Annotated in this window: 20 protein-coding genes; 11 read left to right on the top strand and 9 right to left on the bottom strand. The window is 59.7% G+C overall.

Annotated features, from left to right (window positions below):
• Positions 1-7 precede the first annotated feature (7 nt).
• The 3 genes from J5M66_RS17965 (at position 8) to J5M66_RS17955 (ending at position 2,131) form a co-directional block, all read left to right on the top strand.
• Entirely contained in the window at positions 8-613 is a 606-nt protein-coding gene (locus J5M66_RS17965; protein ID WP_076563729.1) for an arylesterase, read from the top strand.
• Positions 614-670: 57 nt separating this feature from the next.
• The gene (locus tag J5M66_RS17960; protein ID WP_207807750.1) at positions 671-964 is read left to right on the top strand and encodes a hypothetical protein; all 294 of its coding nucleotides are present in this window, start codon (positions 671-673) and stop codon (positions 962-964) included.
• Between the two features lie 195 nt (positions 965-1,159).
• On the top strand, positions 1,160-2,131 hold the full coding sequence (locus tag J5M66_RS17955) for a L,D-transpeptidase family protein (RefSeq protein ID WP_024013783.1): 972 nt from the start codon (positions 1,160-1,162) through the stop codon (positions 2,129-2,131).
• Between the two features lie 126 nt (positions 2,132-2,257).
• Here J5M66_RS17955 and oprI read toward each other — a convergent pair whose 3' ends face one another.
• The gene (gene oprI, locus J5M66_RS17950) at positions 2,258-2,509 is read right to left on the bottom strand and encodes an outer membrane lipoprotei OprI (RefSeq protein WP_003183784.1); all 252 of its coding nucleotides are present in this window, start codon (positions 2,507-2,509) and stop codon (positions 2,258-2,260) included.
• 639 nt (positions 2,510-3,148) lie between these two features.
• On the opposite strand from oprI, the gene J5M66_RS17945 reads away from it, so the two are divergent.
• Complete coding sequence (locus tag J5M66_RS17945) at positions 3,149-3,430, top strand: GNAT family N-acetyltransferase (protein ID WP_016770879.1); 282 nt, start codon at positions 3,149-3,151, stop codon at positions 3,428-3,430.
• Positions 3,431-3,490: 60 nt separating this feature from the next.
• Here the strand turns inward: J5M66_RS17945 and J5M66_RS17940 are convergent, their stop codons facing one another.
• Both J5M66_RS17940 and J5M66_RS17935 read right to left on the bottom strand, forming a co-directional pair.
• Positions 3,491-4,567, bottom strand: coding sequence for a 3-deoxy-7-phosphoheptulonate synthase (locus J5M66_RS17940; protein ID WP_016770878.1), 1,077 nt, complete (start codon positions 4,565-4,567; stop codon positions 3,491-3,493).
• A 129-nt stretch (positions 4,568-4,696) separates the two neighbouring features.
• Positions 4,697-5,140, bottom strand: coding sequence for a PilZ domain-containing protein (locus J5M66_RS17935; protein ID WP_056788469.1), 444 nt, complete (start codon positions 5,138-5,140; stop codon positions 4,697-4,699).
• Here J5M66_RS17935 and J5M66_RS17930 point away from each other — a divergent pair.
• The 5 genes from J5M66_RS17930 to cysB all read left to right on the top strand — a co-directional run bounded on the left by J5M66_RS17930 (position 5,139) and on the right by cysB (position 9,095).
• Positions 5,139-5,525, top strand: a complete 387-nt coding sequence (locus J5M66_RS17930) for a thioredoxin family protein (protein ID WP_130900497.1) — start codon at positions 5,139-5,141, stop codon at positions 5,523-5,525. The two genes, J5M66_RS17935 and J5M66_RS17930, sit on opposite strands and share 2 nt — an antisense overlap.
• A complete protein-coding gene (locus J5M66_RS17925) occupies positions 5,522-6,478 on the top strand; it encodes a putative 2-dehydropantoate 2-reductase (protein ID WP_207807749.1) in 957 nt (318 codons plus the stop codon). Before J5M66_RS17930 ends, J5M66_RS17925 begins: the two co-directional genes overlap by 4 nt.
• A gap of 22 nt (positions 6,479-6,500) precedes the next feature.
• Complete coding sequence (locus tag J5M66_RS17920) at positions 6,501-7,406, top strand: 5'-nucleotidase (protein WP_024013777.1); 906 nt, start codon at positions 6,501-6,503, stop codon at positions 7,404-7,406.
• 97 nt (positions 7,407-7,503) lie between these two features.
• Positions 7,504-8,007: a universal stress protein gene (locus J5M66_RS17915; RefSeq protein ID WP_016770874.1), complete on the top strand. Its 504-nt coding sequence runs from the start codon at positions 7,504-7,506 to the stop codon at positions 8,005-8,007.
• Between the two features lie 113 nt (positions 8,008-8,120).
• Positions 8,121-9,095: an HTH-type transcriptional regulator CysB gene (gene cysB / locus J5M66_RS17910; RefSeq protein ID WP_016770873.1), complete on the top strand. Its 975-nt coding sequence runs from the start codon at positions 8,121-8,123 to the stop codon at positions 9,093-9,095.
• 9 nt (positions 9,096-9,104) lie between these two features.
• On the opposite strand, the gene J5M66_RS17905 is transcribed toward cysB, so the two are convergent.
• Entirely contained in the window at positions 9,105-9,587 is a 483-nt protein-coding gene (locus J5M66_RS17905) for a GreA/GreB family elongation factor (RefSeq protein WP_071173126.1), read from the bottom strand.
• A gap of 2 nt (positions 9,588-9,589) precedes the next feature.
• On the bottom strand, positions 9,590-10,006 hold the full coding sequence (locus J5M66_RS17900) for a hypothetical protein (RefSeq protein WP_207807748.1): 417 nt from the start codon (positions 10,004-10,006) through the stop codon (positions 9,590-9,592).
• A 125-nt stretch (positions 10,007-10,131) separates the two neighbouring features.
• Here J5M66_RS17900 and earP point away from each other — a divergent pair, with 125 nt between their 5' ends.
• Both earP and J5M66_RS17890 read left to right on the top strand, forming a co-directional pair.
• Complete coding sequence (gene earP / locus J5M66_RS17895) at positions 10,132-11,274, top strand: elongation factor P maturation arginine rhamnosyltransferase EarP (RefSeq protein WP_207807747.1); 1,143 nt, start codon at positions 10,132-10,134, stop codon at positions 11,272-11,274.
• 48 nt (positions 11,275-11,322) lie between these two features.
• Entirely contained in the window at positions 11,323-11,892 is a 570-nt protein-coding gene (locus tag J5M66_RS17890) for an elongation factor P (protein ID WP_003226785.1), read from the top strand.
• 90 nt (positions 11,893-11,982) lie between these two features.
• Here the strand turns inward: J5M66_RS17890 and J5M66_RS17885 are convergent, their stop codons facing one another.
• The 4 genes from J5M66_RS17885 to J5M66_RS17870 form a co-directional block, all read right to left on the bottom strand.
• Positions 11,983-12,993 (bottom strand): alpha/beta hydrolase, encoded by a 1,011-nt coding sequence (locus tag J5M66_RS17885; protein WP_024013773.1) that lies wholly within the window; start codon positions 12,991-12,993, stop codon positions 11,983-11,985.
• 36 nt (positions 12,994-13,029) lie between these two features.
• Positions 13,030-13,449, bottom strand: coding sequence for an organic hydroperoxide resistance protein (locus J5M66_RS17880; RefSeq protein ID WP_207807746.1), 420 nt, complete (start codon positions 13,447-13,449; stop codon positions 13,030-13,032).
• 328 nt (positions 13,450-13,777) lie between these two features.
• A complete protein-coding gene (locus tag J5M66_RS17875; RefSeq protein WP_073472431.1) occupies positions 13,778-14,233 on the bottom strand; it encodes a MarR family transcriptional regulator in 456 nt (151 codons plus the stop codon).
• A 76-nt stretch (positions 14,234-14,309) separates the two neighbouring features.
• The gene (locus J5M66_RS17870) at positions 14,310-15,266 is read right to left on the bottom strand and encodes a LysR family transcriptional regulator (protein WP_122611512.1); all 957 of its coding nucleotides are present in this window, start codon (positions 15,264-15,266) and stop codon (positions 14,310-14,312) included.
• Between the last annotated feature and the right edge of the window lie 103 nt (positions 15,267-15,369).

Below are 15,369 nucleotides of genomic sequence, written 5' to 3'. Positions count from 1 at the left end.
GAATCCGATGCGTGTATGGTTTTTGAGTGCTGGCCTGGCCTTGATGTGCATGGCCCAGAACGCAGCGGCGGGTACTGTCCTGATCGTTGGCGATAGTATCAGCGCCGGTTTCGGCCTGGATACCCGTCTGGGGTGGGTGTCGCTGCTCGAGCAGCGGCTCAAACAGGAGGGTTTCGACGATAAAGTGGTCAACGCCTCGATCAGTGGCGACACCAGTGCCGGAGGCCAGGCGCGGCTGCCGGCGCTGCTTGCAGAGCATAAGCCGGAGTTGGTAATCCTCGAGCTGGGTGGCAATGACGGCCTGCGCGGGATGCCGCCAACGCAATTGCAACAAAATCTTGCCTCGATGATCGACAGCTCGCGGCAGAGCGGCGCGAAAGTGCTGCTGCTCGGCATGCAGTTGCCACCCAATTATGGCAAGCGCTACACCGATTCGTTCGCCGAGGTTTACGGCAAGCTCGCCGAAGAGAAAAACATCCCGTTGGTGCCGTTTTTTCTCGAAGGTGTCGGTGGTCATCCGGAGCTGATGCAGGCCGACGGTCTGCACCCGGCGGCCGGGGCTCAGAGCAAGTTGCTGGAAAATGTCTGGCCGACGCTAAAACCGCTGTTATGAGGCTTTTCTAGTGGCAGGCTTTCGGCTAATGTGGCGCCCCCTAATTTGGAGCCCCCGATGCCGCGTTCTGCCTGGTCCCTGTTTGCCTACCAACTGATCGAGCCTGACGAGCAGCTGGATCTGTTCGCCTGCCAGGAAGTGCGGGTGCATCTGGTGACGCGGCAGCTGGAACTCGGTGGCTCGGCCGATCGCACGCTGTGCGGCACGCTGCTGCCGGCGCAACCGCGCTGGTCGAATGTTGATCGCCGGGTGTTCCAGGATCAGCGTCTGTGCTCGCTGTGCCGGGCGATTCTCGAATCGCAGAAGCGCGGTACGTCGCCGATCTGGCCTGAGCTTCGATTCGAACTTTAAGATCAAAAGATCGCAGCCTCGTTGCACTCGTCAGCTCCTATAGGGAATGCGTTGCAAATGTAGGAGCTGACGAGTGCAACGAGGCTGCGATCTTTCAGGGCGCGACACGGTCTATCGGCGTGTCTCCCGAATCCCCAAGGCGCGGTGTACAATCGCGCCCTTATACCCTTGATGATCATGCGAAGGATTTTCCGGATGTTGCCGCGCTTTCCTGCCGTCACCCGCTGCCTGTCACTTGCCGCCCTGTGTGTGGCCGGTCCCGTTGCTGCATTGGAGCTTCCCCTGCCACCACCCGGCGAGGACATCGTCGGCCAGGTGCAGGTGATCAAAGCCAAGTACGAAGACACCTTCGCCGACCTGGGCACCACCTACGATCTGGGCTATTCGGAAATGGTTGCGGCCAACCCGGGCATCGATGCCTGGCTGCCGGGCGCCGGTACCGAGATCGTCCTGCCGACGCGCTTCATCCTGCCGCCTGGCCCGCGTGAAGGCATCGTCATCAACCTCGCCGAATACCGTCTCTATTACTACCCGAAAGGCCGTGACGTGGTGTACACCTTCCCGCTGGGTATCGGCCGTGAAGGCTGGGGCTCGCCGATCGCGCACACCTCGATCATCGCCAAGACACCGAACCCGACGTGGACGCCTCCGGCCTCGATCAAGGCCGAACACGCTGCTGACGGTGATCCGCTGCCGAATGTGGTGCCGGCCGGTCCTGATAACCCGCTGGGGCCGTTCAAGTTCACCCTCGGCACGCCGGGCTACCTGATCCACGGTTCGAACAAGAAGTTCGGCATCGGCATGCGCACCAGCCACGGCTGCTTCCGCATGTTCAACAACAACGTGCTGGAAATGGCCGGCATGGTCCCGGTCGGCACCTCGGTGCGCATCATCAACGACCCGTACAAGTTCGGTCGCAGTGGCGGCAAGGTCTATCTGGAAGCGCACACGCCGCTCGACGACAAGGGCAACCCGTCGGTAGTCGACAAGCACACCGCGGTAATCAACGCGATGCTCAAGCGTGAAGACATCACCAGCAATTTGCGCATGAACTGGGATGTGGTGCGTGATGTGGTCGCCGCCGAAGACGGCCTGCCGGTAGAGATCGCCGTGCCGAATACCTCGGCGCCGATGGTGAGCAGTGCACCGATCGATCTGCAGCAGTAAGCGCTGATTGAGAACCCGCCGATGCGTGCAGCGTCGGCGGGTTTTTTATTGCCCGGGGAAAAGCACCGGGCACAAAAAAGCCGACCCGGAAAACCGGATCGGCTCGATAACAATCCCGAGGGATTATTACTTGCGGCTAGCTTTTTCCAGCATGCGCAGAGCACGCTCGTTAGCTTCGTCAGCAGTCTGTTGTGCTTTTTGAGCAGCAGCCAGAGCTTCATCAGCTTTACGGTAAGCTTCGTCTGCACGAGCCTGGGAGCGAGCAGCTGCGTCTTCAGTAGCGGTCAGACGTGCTTCGGTTTCTTTCGATGCGCTGCTGCAACCGGTAGCCAGAACTGCGGCCAGAGCCAGAGCAGAGAATTTCAGAACGTTGTTCATCGTGTTCCCCTTCAAGGACTTTCAAATTAAGTGGCTGTCTCCTCACGATTGAGGAAATAGCCGGCGTACATACTACCCATTACTTGTAGTAAGTAAACTGACGTAGCGCAAGAAGCAAAAAAAATTGTAGGCGTTGATTCTTTTTCGAGCAACTTTTAACTGCGCTGTATAAAAAATATCCAGCTGCAAGCCCCGGCGTGAGCGACTCAAACGGAAAAAGTTCCCGCCCTCGTGCGCTGTTTTTGCGACTTCGGCTAAAGTCTTTCTAAATGAATTCGTCCACACTTTTGTTCAGGTTCTGCGAAGCGCTTCGCGTATCTTTGTTGATGTACAGGTGACTTTAAAAAAGGTCGCACGTCTTAAATCTCAACATTCCGGCAATGTTCAGGCAAACGGCACGCAAAGATTGTCTTGCGGCCGAACCTGCGACCATCGATGCCAATGCACGCAAACCATCCGATGACGAGCGTACCTTGAGCATTTTCGCCAATGGTGCCTACTATTCAGCAGGTGTCAGATTGCGCGAGATCGGTGTGGCTCTTCTCAGTGTCCATCAGGCACGGGGTGGCGTAGATGTTCCTTCGCCGGAAAAACATCGGTAAGGTAGGGGTCACAATTCAAGACCCGCGAGGAGTAGTGATGAGCGAGGCGTTGTCCATCCACCATGACCAGGCTGGTCATCAATTCGAGACCACTGTGGACGGTCATCGTGCTTACCTGACCTACATGGATCTGGGCAAGCAGACCCTGGATATCTACCGCACCTTCGTGCCCAATGCCCTGCGCGGCCGTGGCATTGCCGCAGCGCTGACTGAACGCGCGCTGCAATACGCCGAAGAAATGGGCTACACGGTGATCCCGTCTTGCTCCTACGTCGAGCGATATATGGAACGCCATCAGCGTCGCGCCGCGAAGATCTGAATCGCACACACAGAAACGCCGGACAATGTCCGGCGTTTTTTTATGCCCGTAAAACGCAGCTTACGTGCGCTGGCGCTTCGGCAATACGTCCTTGAGCTTGGCGTGCATGCTGCGCAAGGTGTTTTCGGTGGCGGACCAATCGATGCAGGCATCGGTGATCGACACGCCGTATTGCAGGTCGGCGAGGTCTTTCGGAATCGCCTGGCAGCCCCAATTCAGGTGGCTCTCAACCATCAGGCCGATGATCGACTGGTTACCCTCGAGGATCTGGTTGGCGACGTTTTCCATCACCAGCGGTTGCAGGGCCGGGTCCTTGTTGGAGTTGGCGTGGCTGCAATCGACCATGATGTTCGGCTTGATCTTCGCCTTGTTCAGCGCCTGCTCGCACAGCGCCACGCTGACCGAATCATAGTTCGGCTTGCCATTACCGCCGCGCAGCACCACGTGACCGTAGGCGTTGCCTTTGGTGGTGACGATCGACACGCCACCTTCCTGGTTGATGCCGAGGAAACGGTGCGGGCTGGACACCGACTGCAAGGCGTTGATCGCCACGGTCAGGCCGCCATCGGTGCCGTTCTTGAAGCCGACCGCCGAGGACAGGCCGGAAGCCATTTCGCGGTGAGTCTGCGATTCGGTGGTACGCGCGCCGATGGCCGACCAGCTGATCAGATCCTGCAGATACTGCGGGGAGATCGGGTCGAGGGCTTCGGTCGCGGTCGGCAGGCCTTTCTCGGCCAGGTCGAGCAGCAACTGACGACCGATGTGCAGACCGTCCTGGATCTTGAACGAGTCGTCCAGATACGGATCGTTGATCAGACCTTTCCAGCCGACGGTGGTACGCGGCTTCTCGAAATACACACGCATGACCAGATACAGGGTGTCGGAGACTTCCTCGGCGAGCACCTTGAGGCGATCGGCGTATTCGTGGGCAGCCTTTATGTCATGAATCGAGCACGGGCCGATCACGACGAACAGACGGTGGTCGGTGCCATCGAGAATGTTGCGAATGACTTCGCGGCCCTTGGTGACGGTGCGCAGGGCGGCGTCGCTCAGGGGGATATCACGCTTGAGCTGATCGGGAGTGATCAGGGTCTCGTTAGAGGCGACGTTTAGGTCGTTGATCGGTAAATCAGCCATCGTTTACTCGTCAGGTCACGGGTGCCGGCCGCCAGCGATCCCCGCGCGGCGGAGCACAGCAGATTTAGCGCGTCGGGGGAGCCGAACCTTAGCGCGTCAGAGGCGGCTCGACAATGGGCAAACCGTGCTTTAGTCCAGCGCTGGCTGCGCAAAAGCCTTGCGCAGGTTGTCGTGGGAGAACTCTTCGGCGTGCTCCTCGACCCATTGCAGGGCCAGCGCCTGACTATCCTGCAGATCGTCGTGGCTGTCCTGCATGCGCGAATAGCGTTCGATCTGACACACCTGCTCACCCATTCGCGCGCTGAACAGGGTCTGTTCGTCAGTGAAGGCGATGCCCACCAGATAGCCTTTTTTACGCCGTAGACACCAGGCCACATAGCCCGGGCAACAGAAGTCGGCATTCAGCGTCGGCATGCGTACTTGCAGCGCAGTGCCATGGCGCCAAGCGCGGTGGTAATTGCAAGCGATGCCGCCGAGGCTGATAGTGTGCAGCTGTTGTCTGGAAATGCATTCAGGCTTGAGTAACGTCAATTCGACCGGCACTTCGTCCGGATGAGGAATGAAACGTCCCATGAGCACAGACTCCCTGTGTCGGCCATCTGACATTGTTTCCCCCAGTATAGTGGTCGAATCCGAGCTGACCGACTTCGACGCCGACCAGCGGCTGCTGGCGATGAAAGGGGTTTCCCTGGTGATCTTCACCAGCGTCGGCTGTGCCAGTTGTCGTTATGCCCGCGAGGTGTTGCCGGGATTGCCGCTGGCGATCGATCGGCTGTGCTGGATCGACGCCGGCAACAATGGCGGCCTGGTCGAGCGTTATCAGGTGTTTCATTTGCCGGCGCTGTTTGTGGTGCGCGACGGCGAGTTCTTTGGCGCAGTGCACACTCGTCTGACGGTTGACCAACTCAACCAGGCAGTGGCACAGGCGCTGGGTCGAATTGCAGAGGAGTTGCCATGAGCGAGACAGTCAGCAAACCGGTGGTGGGAATTATTGGCACCGGTGCGATCGGCGGGTTTTACGGGGTGATGCTGGCGCGTGCCGGTTTCGATGTGCATTTCTTGTTGCGCAGCGAATTTTCCGCAGTGGCTGAGCGCGGTTTGCAGATCAACAGTGCGGTGCATGGGCCGTTGACGCTGCATCCGGCCAATGCCTATTCCGCTGCCGAAGACATGCCGCCCTGTGACTGGCTGCTGGTCGGCACCAAGACCACCAGTAATGCCGGTCTGGCGCCGGCGATCATTCAAGCCGCCAAGCCTGGCGCAAAAGTGCTGTTGCTGCAGAACGGTCTGGATGTCGAAGACAGCCTGCGGCCACTGTTGCCGGATTCGCTGCATCTGCTCGGTGGTCTGTGCCTGATCTGCGTGCACCGCGAAGGGCCGGGGCAGATTACCCATCAGGCCCTTGGCGCGGTGAATGTCGGTTATCAAAGCGGCTCGGCCATTGATGAAGTAGCGCGTATGGCGATCGTCGAGGAGGGCGCCGGGCTATTCCGGGCCGCCGGCATCGACTCTCAAGCGATGGCCAACCTGCATCAGGCGCGCTGGCAGAAGCTGGTGTGGAATATCCCCTACAACGGCCTTTCGGTGTTGCTCGGCGCGGGCACGCAAGCGCTGATGGCCGATGCCGACAGCCGCCTGTCGATTCAGGCGTTGATGGCGGAAGTGGTACAGGGCGCCCGGGCCTGTGGATACGAGATTCCGCCCGGCTATGCCGAGTACCTGTTCACCATGACGGAAAAAATGCCCGATTACTGGCCGAGCATGTACCACGATTTTGCACACAAACGCCCGCTGGAGCTGGAGGCGATCTACGCCCGGCCACTGGCGGCGGCGAAAGCGGCGGGCTGCGAGTTGCCACGCATCGAGGCGTTGTATCGCCATTTGGGTTTTATCGACCGACGCAATACCTGAGTCGGTTGTTCTGGGGGAAGGCATGGCCAATAACATCGATGACAAACTGGTGCTGGCGATTTCCTCGCGCGCCTTGTTCGACCTGAGCGAAAGCCACAAGGTCTACCTGTCGAGCGGCGTCGAAGCCTATCGGCAATATCAGATTGAGCACGAAGACGAAATCCTCGCGCCGGGCGATGCGTTCCCGCTGGTGGAAAAACTCCTGAGCCTGAACAGCCGTCTCGGCCGCGCGCGGGTCGAGGTGATTCTGGTTTCCCGCAACAGCGCCGACACCGGGCTGCGGGTGTTCAATTCGATTCATCATTACGGCCTGGCGATTTCTCGTGCGGCGTTCGTCGGCGGGCGCAGTCCGTATCCGTATCTGAAAGCGTTTGGCTGCGACCTGTTTCTCTCGACCCACGCCGAAGACGTGCGTGCGGCGCTGGACGCCGGGTTCGCCGCCGCGACGATTCTCTCCGGTGGCGCGAGCCGCGCGGCCAGCGATGAATTGCGTATCGCCTTCGACGGTGATGCGGTGATCTTCTCGGACGAGTCCGAGCGCGTCTATCAGTCCGGCGGCCTGGAAGCGTTTCAGGCCAAGGAACGCGAATCGGCACGCGAGCCATTGCGTGGTGGGCCGTTCAAAGGCTTTCTGGCAGCGCTCAATCTGTTGCAGCGCGAGTTTCCCGATGACGATTGCCCGATCCGCACGGCGCTGGTGACCGCGCGTTCGGCGCCGGCCCATGAGCGGGTGATTCGCACCTTGCGGGAATGGGATATTCGTCTCGATGAGTCGCTGTTTCTCGGTGGCCTGACCAAATCGGCGTTCCTCGAAGCCTTCGCCGCCGACGTGTTCTTCGATGACCAGACCGGTCATTGCGAACTGGCTCGCGAAGTGGTCGCCACCGGCCACGTGCCCCACGGCATCAGCAACGAACCGCCGATCTAGAGCCTTTTTATTCAGGACGTTGCGTCGCACGTCGTACTCGCCAAGGCACTGCTAAGCTGAATCAATCTCCGCCATCGTTGGCTCGCGAGGAGGTCCCATGATTCGCTCAATGCTGTATGCCACCGACCTCGGTCTGTACGCACCGTTCGTGATGCAGCATGCCCTGGCCTTGGCGCGCACCTTCAATGCCGATCTGTATGTAGTACACGCGGTGGAACCCATGGGCCTGTTTGCCGAGTCGGTGCTGCAAAGCTATCTCGACGAACAGGCATTGAACGAATTCCATAGTCAGGGTCTGAAAACAGTCATCGCCAATATCGAACAACGGGTGCTCGACAGCTTTCGTGAAGAACTGGGGGACGACGGCGAACAGGATCTGCAGCGCATTCGCGCGGTGCGCGTGCTGCAGGGTGATCCGTCGCAGGTGATTCTCGACCAGGTGCACAAGCTCTCGGTCGATCTGCTGATTGTCGGCAGTCACAGCCATGGTGTCGGTGCGGAAACGCCGTTGGGGCGCACGGCGGCGCGGGTCCTGCAACTGGCCAAGGTGCCGGTCTATCTGGTGCCGCTGATGGAACGCCGGCGGCGTGAGGATCGCTGAAGCAGGAATAATGGCGTTTTGATAAAAAAGTTCTAGATTTATTCTTCGAACCATTAATATAGTTATATACCGTCGCTGATGCCCGTGGCGTCTACCTGCTTTGAGGGATTGATATGAAGCTTCAACAACTGCGCTACATCTGGGAAGTGGCGCACCACGACCTCAACGTTTCCGCTACCGCTCAAAGCCTGTACACCTCGCAACCGGGCATCAGTAAGCAGATCCGCCTGCTGGAAGACGAGCTGGGCGTCGAAGTCTTCGCCCGCAGCGGCAAGCACCTGACCCGCGTTACCCCGGCCGGCGAGCGTATCATCACCACCGCTGGCGAGATCCTGCGCAAAGTCGAAAGCATCAAGCAGATTGCCCAGGAATTCTCCAACGAGAAGAAGGGCACCCTGTCGATCGCCACCACCCACACCCAGGCACGTTATGCGCTGCCGCCGGTGATCAGCAATTTCATCAAGCAATACCCGGACGTGGCCCTGCACATGCATCAGGGCTCGCCGATGCAGATCGCCGAAATGGCCGCTGACGGCACCGTCGATTTCGCCATTGCCACTGAAGCGCTGGAGCTGTTCGGTGATCTGGTGATGATGCCGTGCTACCGCTGGAACCGCTGCGTGGTCGTACCCCATGGCCACCCGCTGACCAAGCTGCCGAAGCTGACCCTCGAAGCGCTGGCCGAATATCCGATTGTTACTTACGTGTTCGGTTTCACCGGCCGTTCCAAGCTCGACGAAGCCTTCAGCCATCGTGGCCTGACGCCGAAAGTGGTGTTCACCGCTGCTGACGCCGACGTGATCAAAACCTACGTGCGCCTGGGGCTGGGCGTAGGCATCGTGGCTAAAATGGCGGTCGATACCAAACTCGATAACGATCTGGTGGTACTGGATGCCAGCGAGTTGTTCGAGTCGAGCATCACCAAGATCGGTTTCCGTCGTGGCACCTTCCTGCGTGGCTTCATGTGCGACTTCATCGAGAAATTCGCCCCGCACCTGACCCGCGAAGTCATGGCCAAGGCCATTCAGTGCCACAACAAGCAAGAGCTCGAAGAGCTGTTCGACGGCGTCGAACTGCCCGTTCACTAAACACCCGCTTCAGAGCACCTCGGTGACAGCAAATTGTTGCCGGGTGCCCGCCACCAGAATCTCCACCTCATCGCCCTCGAACTTGCCCAGCAGGCTTTTGCCCAGCGGCGAGCGCGGGGTGATGACGGTAACCGGCTGACCCACCACGTCGACTTTTAGCCCCGCCGCATCCGGCGCCAGAAACAGCCATTGCTCGCGACCCTTTTCGTCCTCCAGACCGAGCAGGGCGCCGACTTCAATGCCGCGATTTTCATCGTAGGCACGCAACGTCAGGTTCTGACACAGCGCCAGTGACTGACGGATTTCCTCAACCCGCTTCGCCTGACCCGCCGCCAGATACGACGCCTCCAGCCCCAGCGTGTCGTATTTGTTTTCGGCGATGTTTTCTTCGTGGGTCGCGGTTTCGTAAGCGGTTTGCGCGGCGCGCTCGGCGATGTCGAGGTCGATGCGCAGCTTGTCGAGAATCAACTGGTGGACGCTGTGTTTGTTCATGATCAATCGCAGAATTGCAAAACGTTGGCGCGGCTCTTTTCGGTCGGCGCGGTCTGGTCCTGCTGCAGCCAGAACTGGCATTTCGGATTGGACGCGTTACGCGAATTGGCGCGCGCCTGATCCAGTCGGGCCTGCTGTTCATTCTTGCGCAGGTTTTCTTCGTACTGTTGGAACAGCGGACTTTGCGGCGGAATGTCCGGCTGAACCTGCACGGGCGCCACAGCCGGCGGACTGACGCGCTGCTGCACCGCTTGCGCGACAGGGGCCAGTTGCTCGGGAAAGATAAAGCGCGAAAGCAGCCAGCAGGTCAGCGCAATCGCCAGGAACCCCAGCCACAGGCCCAGCGCAATGCTGCCGGTCAGATGCAGCGCGCTAAGCTGAACAGGCAAGGGACGACGCGGATTGGGGCGGAAGGGCATGGCGGCCTCCTGGCGGATGGTTGCGGGCAAGCGGCGATTGTCGCACGAAGATTAATCGCCGTCGGCTCTTCTGCGCGAGCGCATTTATGCGGACAATCGAGGTTTTTTGCCAACGGGAGAACGGCATGCCTGAAGCGAAACCCCGCTGGGACATTTTCTGCACCGTGGTCGATAACTTCGGTGACATCGGCGTGACCTGGCGCCTGGCCCGGCAGCTGGTGGCCGAGCATGCCTTGCCGGTGCGCCTGTGGGTGGATGATCTGCGCGCGTTCGAGCGCCTCTGTCCTGAGATCGATGTCGATGTTGTGCAGCAATGGCAGCAGGGCGTCGAGGTGCGTCAGTGGCCGAGCGAATGGCTGCACGCCGAGGCGGCCGACGTAGTCATCGCCGCCTTCGCCTGTCAGTTGCCCACTGATTACATGGACAGCATGGCCGCACGGGAAACGCCACCGCTGTGGCTCAACCTCGATTATCTCAGCGCCGAAGACTGGGTTACCGGCTGCCACGGCTTGCCGTCGGTAAAATACAAAACGGTGCAGAAGTTCTTTTTCTTTCCAGGCTTCAAACCGGGCACCGGTGGCCTGCTGCGCGAACGCGGACTGCTCGAACAGCGTCGCCAGTTTCAGCAGGATCGGCCGGCCCAGCGACATTTCCTGCAAGCCTTGGGTATCGATCCTGCTCCGGACGCGCAACTGATCTCGCTGTTTGCTTATGAAAACCCCGGGTTGGCCAGTTGGCTGGATGTGCTGGCGGCCGATGCACGGCCGACTCACCTGATGGTTCCGGAAGGGCGGATTCTCGGCGATGTGGCGCGCTGGCTGGAGGTGGAAACCCTGACGGTCGGCGCGATTCACGTGCGCGATTCGCTCACGGTGCAGGTGCTGCCGTTCGTCCGGCAGGACCAATACGACCATCTGCTGTGGTGCTGCGATTTCAACGCGGTGCGCGGTGAAGACTCGTTCGTTCGCGCGCAATGGGCGGGGCGGCCGCTGCTCTGGCACATCTATCAGCAGGACGATGACATCCATCTGGACAAGCTCGATGCTTTTCTCGCGCTCTACACTCACGGCCTTTCACCCGCTGCGGCGCAGGCGATGAACGGTCTGTGGCGAGCGTGGAGTGCCGGTCAACCGATCGGCGAGCACTGGCTGGCGGTGCGAAATCATTGGCCGGAACTCGAGGAGAACGCCGAAGCATGGTGTCTGGAACAGGCCTTGCAGGCGGATCTTGCCACGGCGCTGGTACAGTTTTATGTAAATTGGATATGATACGCGGCCTAGATTTTTGTAAATCCCATCCAAATTCGGATATTCGCAATGAAAACTGGTAAAGAACTCAAACCCGGTACCGTGATCCGTATCGACAACGATCCTTGGCTGGTTCAGAAAGCTGAATTCACCAAGTCGGGCCGTAACAGCGCGATCATGAAGACCAAGCTGAAGAACCTGCTGACCGGTTACAAGACCGAAACCGTTTACGGTGCGGACGACAAACTGGACGACGTGATCCTGGATCGTAAAGAAGCCACCCTGTCGTTCATCAGCGGTGACACTTACACGTTCATGGACACCACTGACTACACCATGTACGAGCTGAACGCCGAAGACATCGAAAGCGTTCTGCCTTTCGTTGAAGAAGGCATGACCGACGTTTGCGAAGCCGTGTTCTTCGAAGAGCGTCTGGTTTCCGTAGAACTGCCGACCACCATCGTGCGTCAGGTTGACTACACGGAAGGCTCCGCTCGCGGTGACACTTCCGGCAAGGTGATGAAGCCTGCCAAACTGAAGAACGGTACCGAGCTGTCGGTTGCCGACTTCATCGAAATCGGCGACATGATCGAGATCGATACCCGCGAAGGCGGTTCCTACAAAGGCCGTGCGAAATAAGCACTGCTTTTTGCGGAAAGAAAAAACCCGACCATTGAGTCGGGTTTTTTTGTGCCTGTTAGAAACGCTCGGAACCCTGTGGGACGGTGGTTACTTCAAGTGTTGCTTCAGTTCTTCAGACGCCTGCAACATCGCCGAACGCACCGCAGGCACTTGGCTGACCACGTTGAGCAAACCGTAATCGTGGATCATGCCGTTGTAGCGCACCGACGTTACCGGAACCCCGGCCTCGTCGAGTTTGCGCGCATAGGCTTCACCTTCATCACGCAGCACGTCGGCGCTGGCCGTCTGCACCAGGGCTGGCGGCAGGCCTTTGAGCTGTGCGGTGGTGGCGCGCAGCGGTGAAGCGTAGATCTCGTTGCGCTGTTTGGCGTCGGTGGTGTAGTTGTCCCAGAACCACTTCATCATGTTGCGGGTGAGGAAGTGCCCTTCGGCGTACTGGTTGTACGAACCGGTGTCGAAGTTGGCATCGGTCACCGGCCACAGCAGTACCTGGAATTTGATCGCCGGGGTGCCCTTGTCCTTGGCCATCAGCGCAACCACTGCGGCCATGTTGCCGCCGACGCTGTTGCCGGCCACGGCCAGGCGCTTGCCATCGACGTTGATCTCTTTGCCGTGTTCCGCCACCCATTTGGTCGCAGCGTAGGCCTGGTTGATCGCCACCGGGTAATGCGCTTCCGGCGAAGGGGTGTAATTGACGAACACCGCCGCCGCACCCGAACCGACCACGAGATCGCGCACCAGACGTTCGTGAGTCGGGAAGTCCCCCAGCACCCAGCCGCCGCCGTGGAAGAACATGAACACCGGCAGCTCACCCTTGACCCCGGCCGGCCGGACGATGGTCAGGCTCAGCGGTTGACCATCGACCTGGATGGTTTTCTCGCTGACATCGGCTTTGGGCAACGTCAACTTGACCCCGGACTGCGCGCCGACCAGCACGGCGCGGGCATCCTTGGGCGACAGCTGCTCGATCGGCTTGCCGCTGCCTGAATTCAGCGCATCGAGGAATGCCTGGGTGTTGTGTTCGACATCACCGGCGAAAGCGCTGTGTACCGACAGGGCGAGAAGGGTACCGGTCAAGACTTTGCTGAAGGTGTTCATGTTCATTTTCCTTGTTCGGGCCGGGGGCTTGAGTGATTACACAGTCACGTGCAGGCGCACATCGACGTTGCCACGGGTGGCGTTGGAGTACGGGCAGACCTGGTGAGCGGCGTCGACCAGCGACTGCGCATCGGCTTGTTCCAGGCCCGGCAGGCTGATTTGCAAATCGATGTCCAGACCGAAACCGCCAGGGATCTGGCCGATGCCGACATGGGCGGTAATCGAAGCGTCGTCAGGAATCTTGCGCTTGGTCTGGCTGGCGACGAATTTCAGTGCGCCGATGAAGCAGGCCGAGTAACCGGCAGCGAACAGTTGCTCAGGGTTGGTCGCCGCACCGCCAGCACCGCCGAGTTCTTTCGGGGTGGCCAGTTTGACGTCGAGTACGTTGTCGCTGGAGATCGCACGACCGTCACGGCCGCCAGTGGAAGTTGCGATTGCGGTGTAGAGAGTTTGCATGGTGTGAGCCTCATTGGTTGTGGTTATGCGCGCTAATTGTTTGCGCGCTAAGTAGGTGTGAAGAGAATGTATAGCGCTAATGTTTTGCGCGCAAGATAAATTTTTAACAAAAATCGCGCTTTGCTGAAGGGCATAGCGTGGAAGGGGCGGGTAAGGCTTGATTTAGAGCGCTTGACGAGGGAATGCAGGCGGGAAAAATATTTTTGTTGGCGCTGAAATCACTGTGGGAGCGAGCCTGCTCGCGAAGGCGGTGGAACATTCAACGACTCGCTGTCTGATCGGACGCTTTCGCGAGCAGGCTCGCTCCCACAGGGGAATGTAGTGGGGCTTAATTCAGGCTGTCTTGCAGATGTCCGCGCAGAGCTTGCAGCTCTGCCTGCAATTTCTGCAGACGTTCAAGGGTGAAGCCACTGGCGCCAAGGATGCACTGCGGCACGGTCTGCGCCTTGTCACGCAAGGCGCGGCCCGCTGCGGTCAGTTCGACAATCACCACCCGCTCATCTTCACGACTGCGGGTGCGGCTGAGCAGGCCTTCGGCTTCCAGACGCTTGAGCAATGGCGTCAGCGATCCCGGATCGGTCAGCAGGCGTGCGCTGATTTCTCCGACAGTCAAGCCGTCCTTCTCCCACAACACCATCATCGCCAGATATTGCGGATAGGTCAGGCCCAGCGCCTGCAACAGCGGCTTGTAGACCTTGGTCATCATCAGCGAGGTCGAGTGCAGGGCGAAGCACGCCTGATTGTCGAGCAGAAGGTCGTCGCAGTTGTCGCGTTCGCAAGTCATTGTCAAAGCCTTGATCGTTGATCGTTTTTTAATCTAGCGCTCGAATCTTTAAGGCGCCAGATAAATATGTCCGGCGTCAGTGCCGGGCGAATTGCCGTTGCAACGCCAGATCCCACGGCGGCACCGGGCTGAAGCGGGTTTTCAGGTATTCCAGCAACAACCGACTGCGCGAATGGACCTGCTGTTCCATGCGCAGCGCGTAAATACCGGTGGACTCCGGCGGCGGCAGGCCGTTTTCGCAGAACAGTGGCACCAGTTCGCCACGCAGCAAGTATTCGCTGGCCAGCCAGGTCGGCAGGTGTGCGACGCCCAGACCCGCCGCCGCGCCACACGCCAGGGCTTCCGCATTGTTGGCGCTCAGGCGCACCCGTGATGGTCGGTGCAGTTGCATTTGCCCGTCCACTTCGAATTTCCAGGCAAAGGGCGGCGCAAGGCCCTCCCAGTCGAGCCCGTCGTGTTTACTCAACTGCGCCGGGTGCTCGGGCACGCCACGCTGCTTGAGATAGTCAGGGCTGGCGCAGGCGACGCGGACCATGCTCGCCAATGGCGTGGCGACCAGGCGCGAGTCAGCCAATTGGCCGGTACGCAGCACCAGATCGACCTTGCCCAGGCTGCTGCCGGCCATGTCGCTGAAGCTGTCGATCAGGTGCATCTGCACATCCAGTCCCGGATACAGCAGGAGAAAATCGGCAATCACCGGCGCCAGATGCCGCCGCCCGAAGGCTGCTGGCGCATCGATGCGGATCAGGCCTTCCGGTGCGCTGCTCAATGACACCGCTTCGGCACGCGCCAGCTGCAACTCGGCGATGATCCGTCGCGCCCGCTCGGCAAAGGCCAGGCCGGCCGAAGTCGGCAGCACGGCATGGGTGCTGCGCACGAACAGCTGACTGCCGACGGCACTTTCCAGGCTGTCGATGCGCCGGGCTACAGCGGAAGGCGTCAGCGGATGGCGGCGCGAAGCGGCAGAAAAGCTGCCACTCTCCAGCACATCGAGAAACAGGCCGAGCTGATCGGTCAATTGGTTGGGATTCATGGAAATCACGCTTGTGCAAAATCGGCACAGCCATTGTGCGTTGCTATGCGTTTCCCCGCTAGGCGCGAGTGCGTAGCATTGGCCGCCTGTCGTTAGAGGATTA

It is taken from the genome of Pseudomonas sp. 67(2021) (genome assembly GCF_017491835.1).
In the GTDB taxonomy this organism is placed as follows: Bacteria; Pseudomonadota; Gammaproteobacteria; order Pseudomonadales; family Pseudomonadaceae; genus Aquipseudomonas; species Aquipseudomonas atacamensis.
Note: the sequence above shows the minus strand (reverse complement) of the source record. Positions and strands in the feature narration are given on the sequence as shown.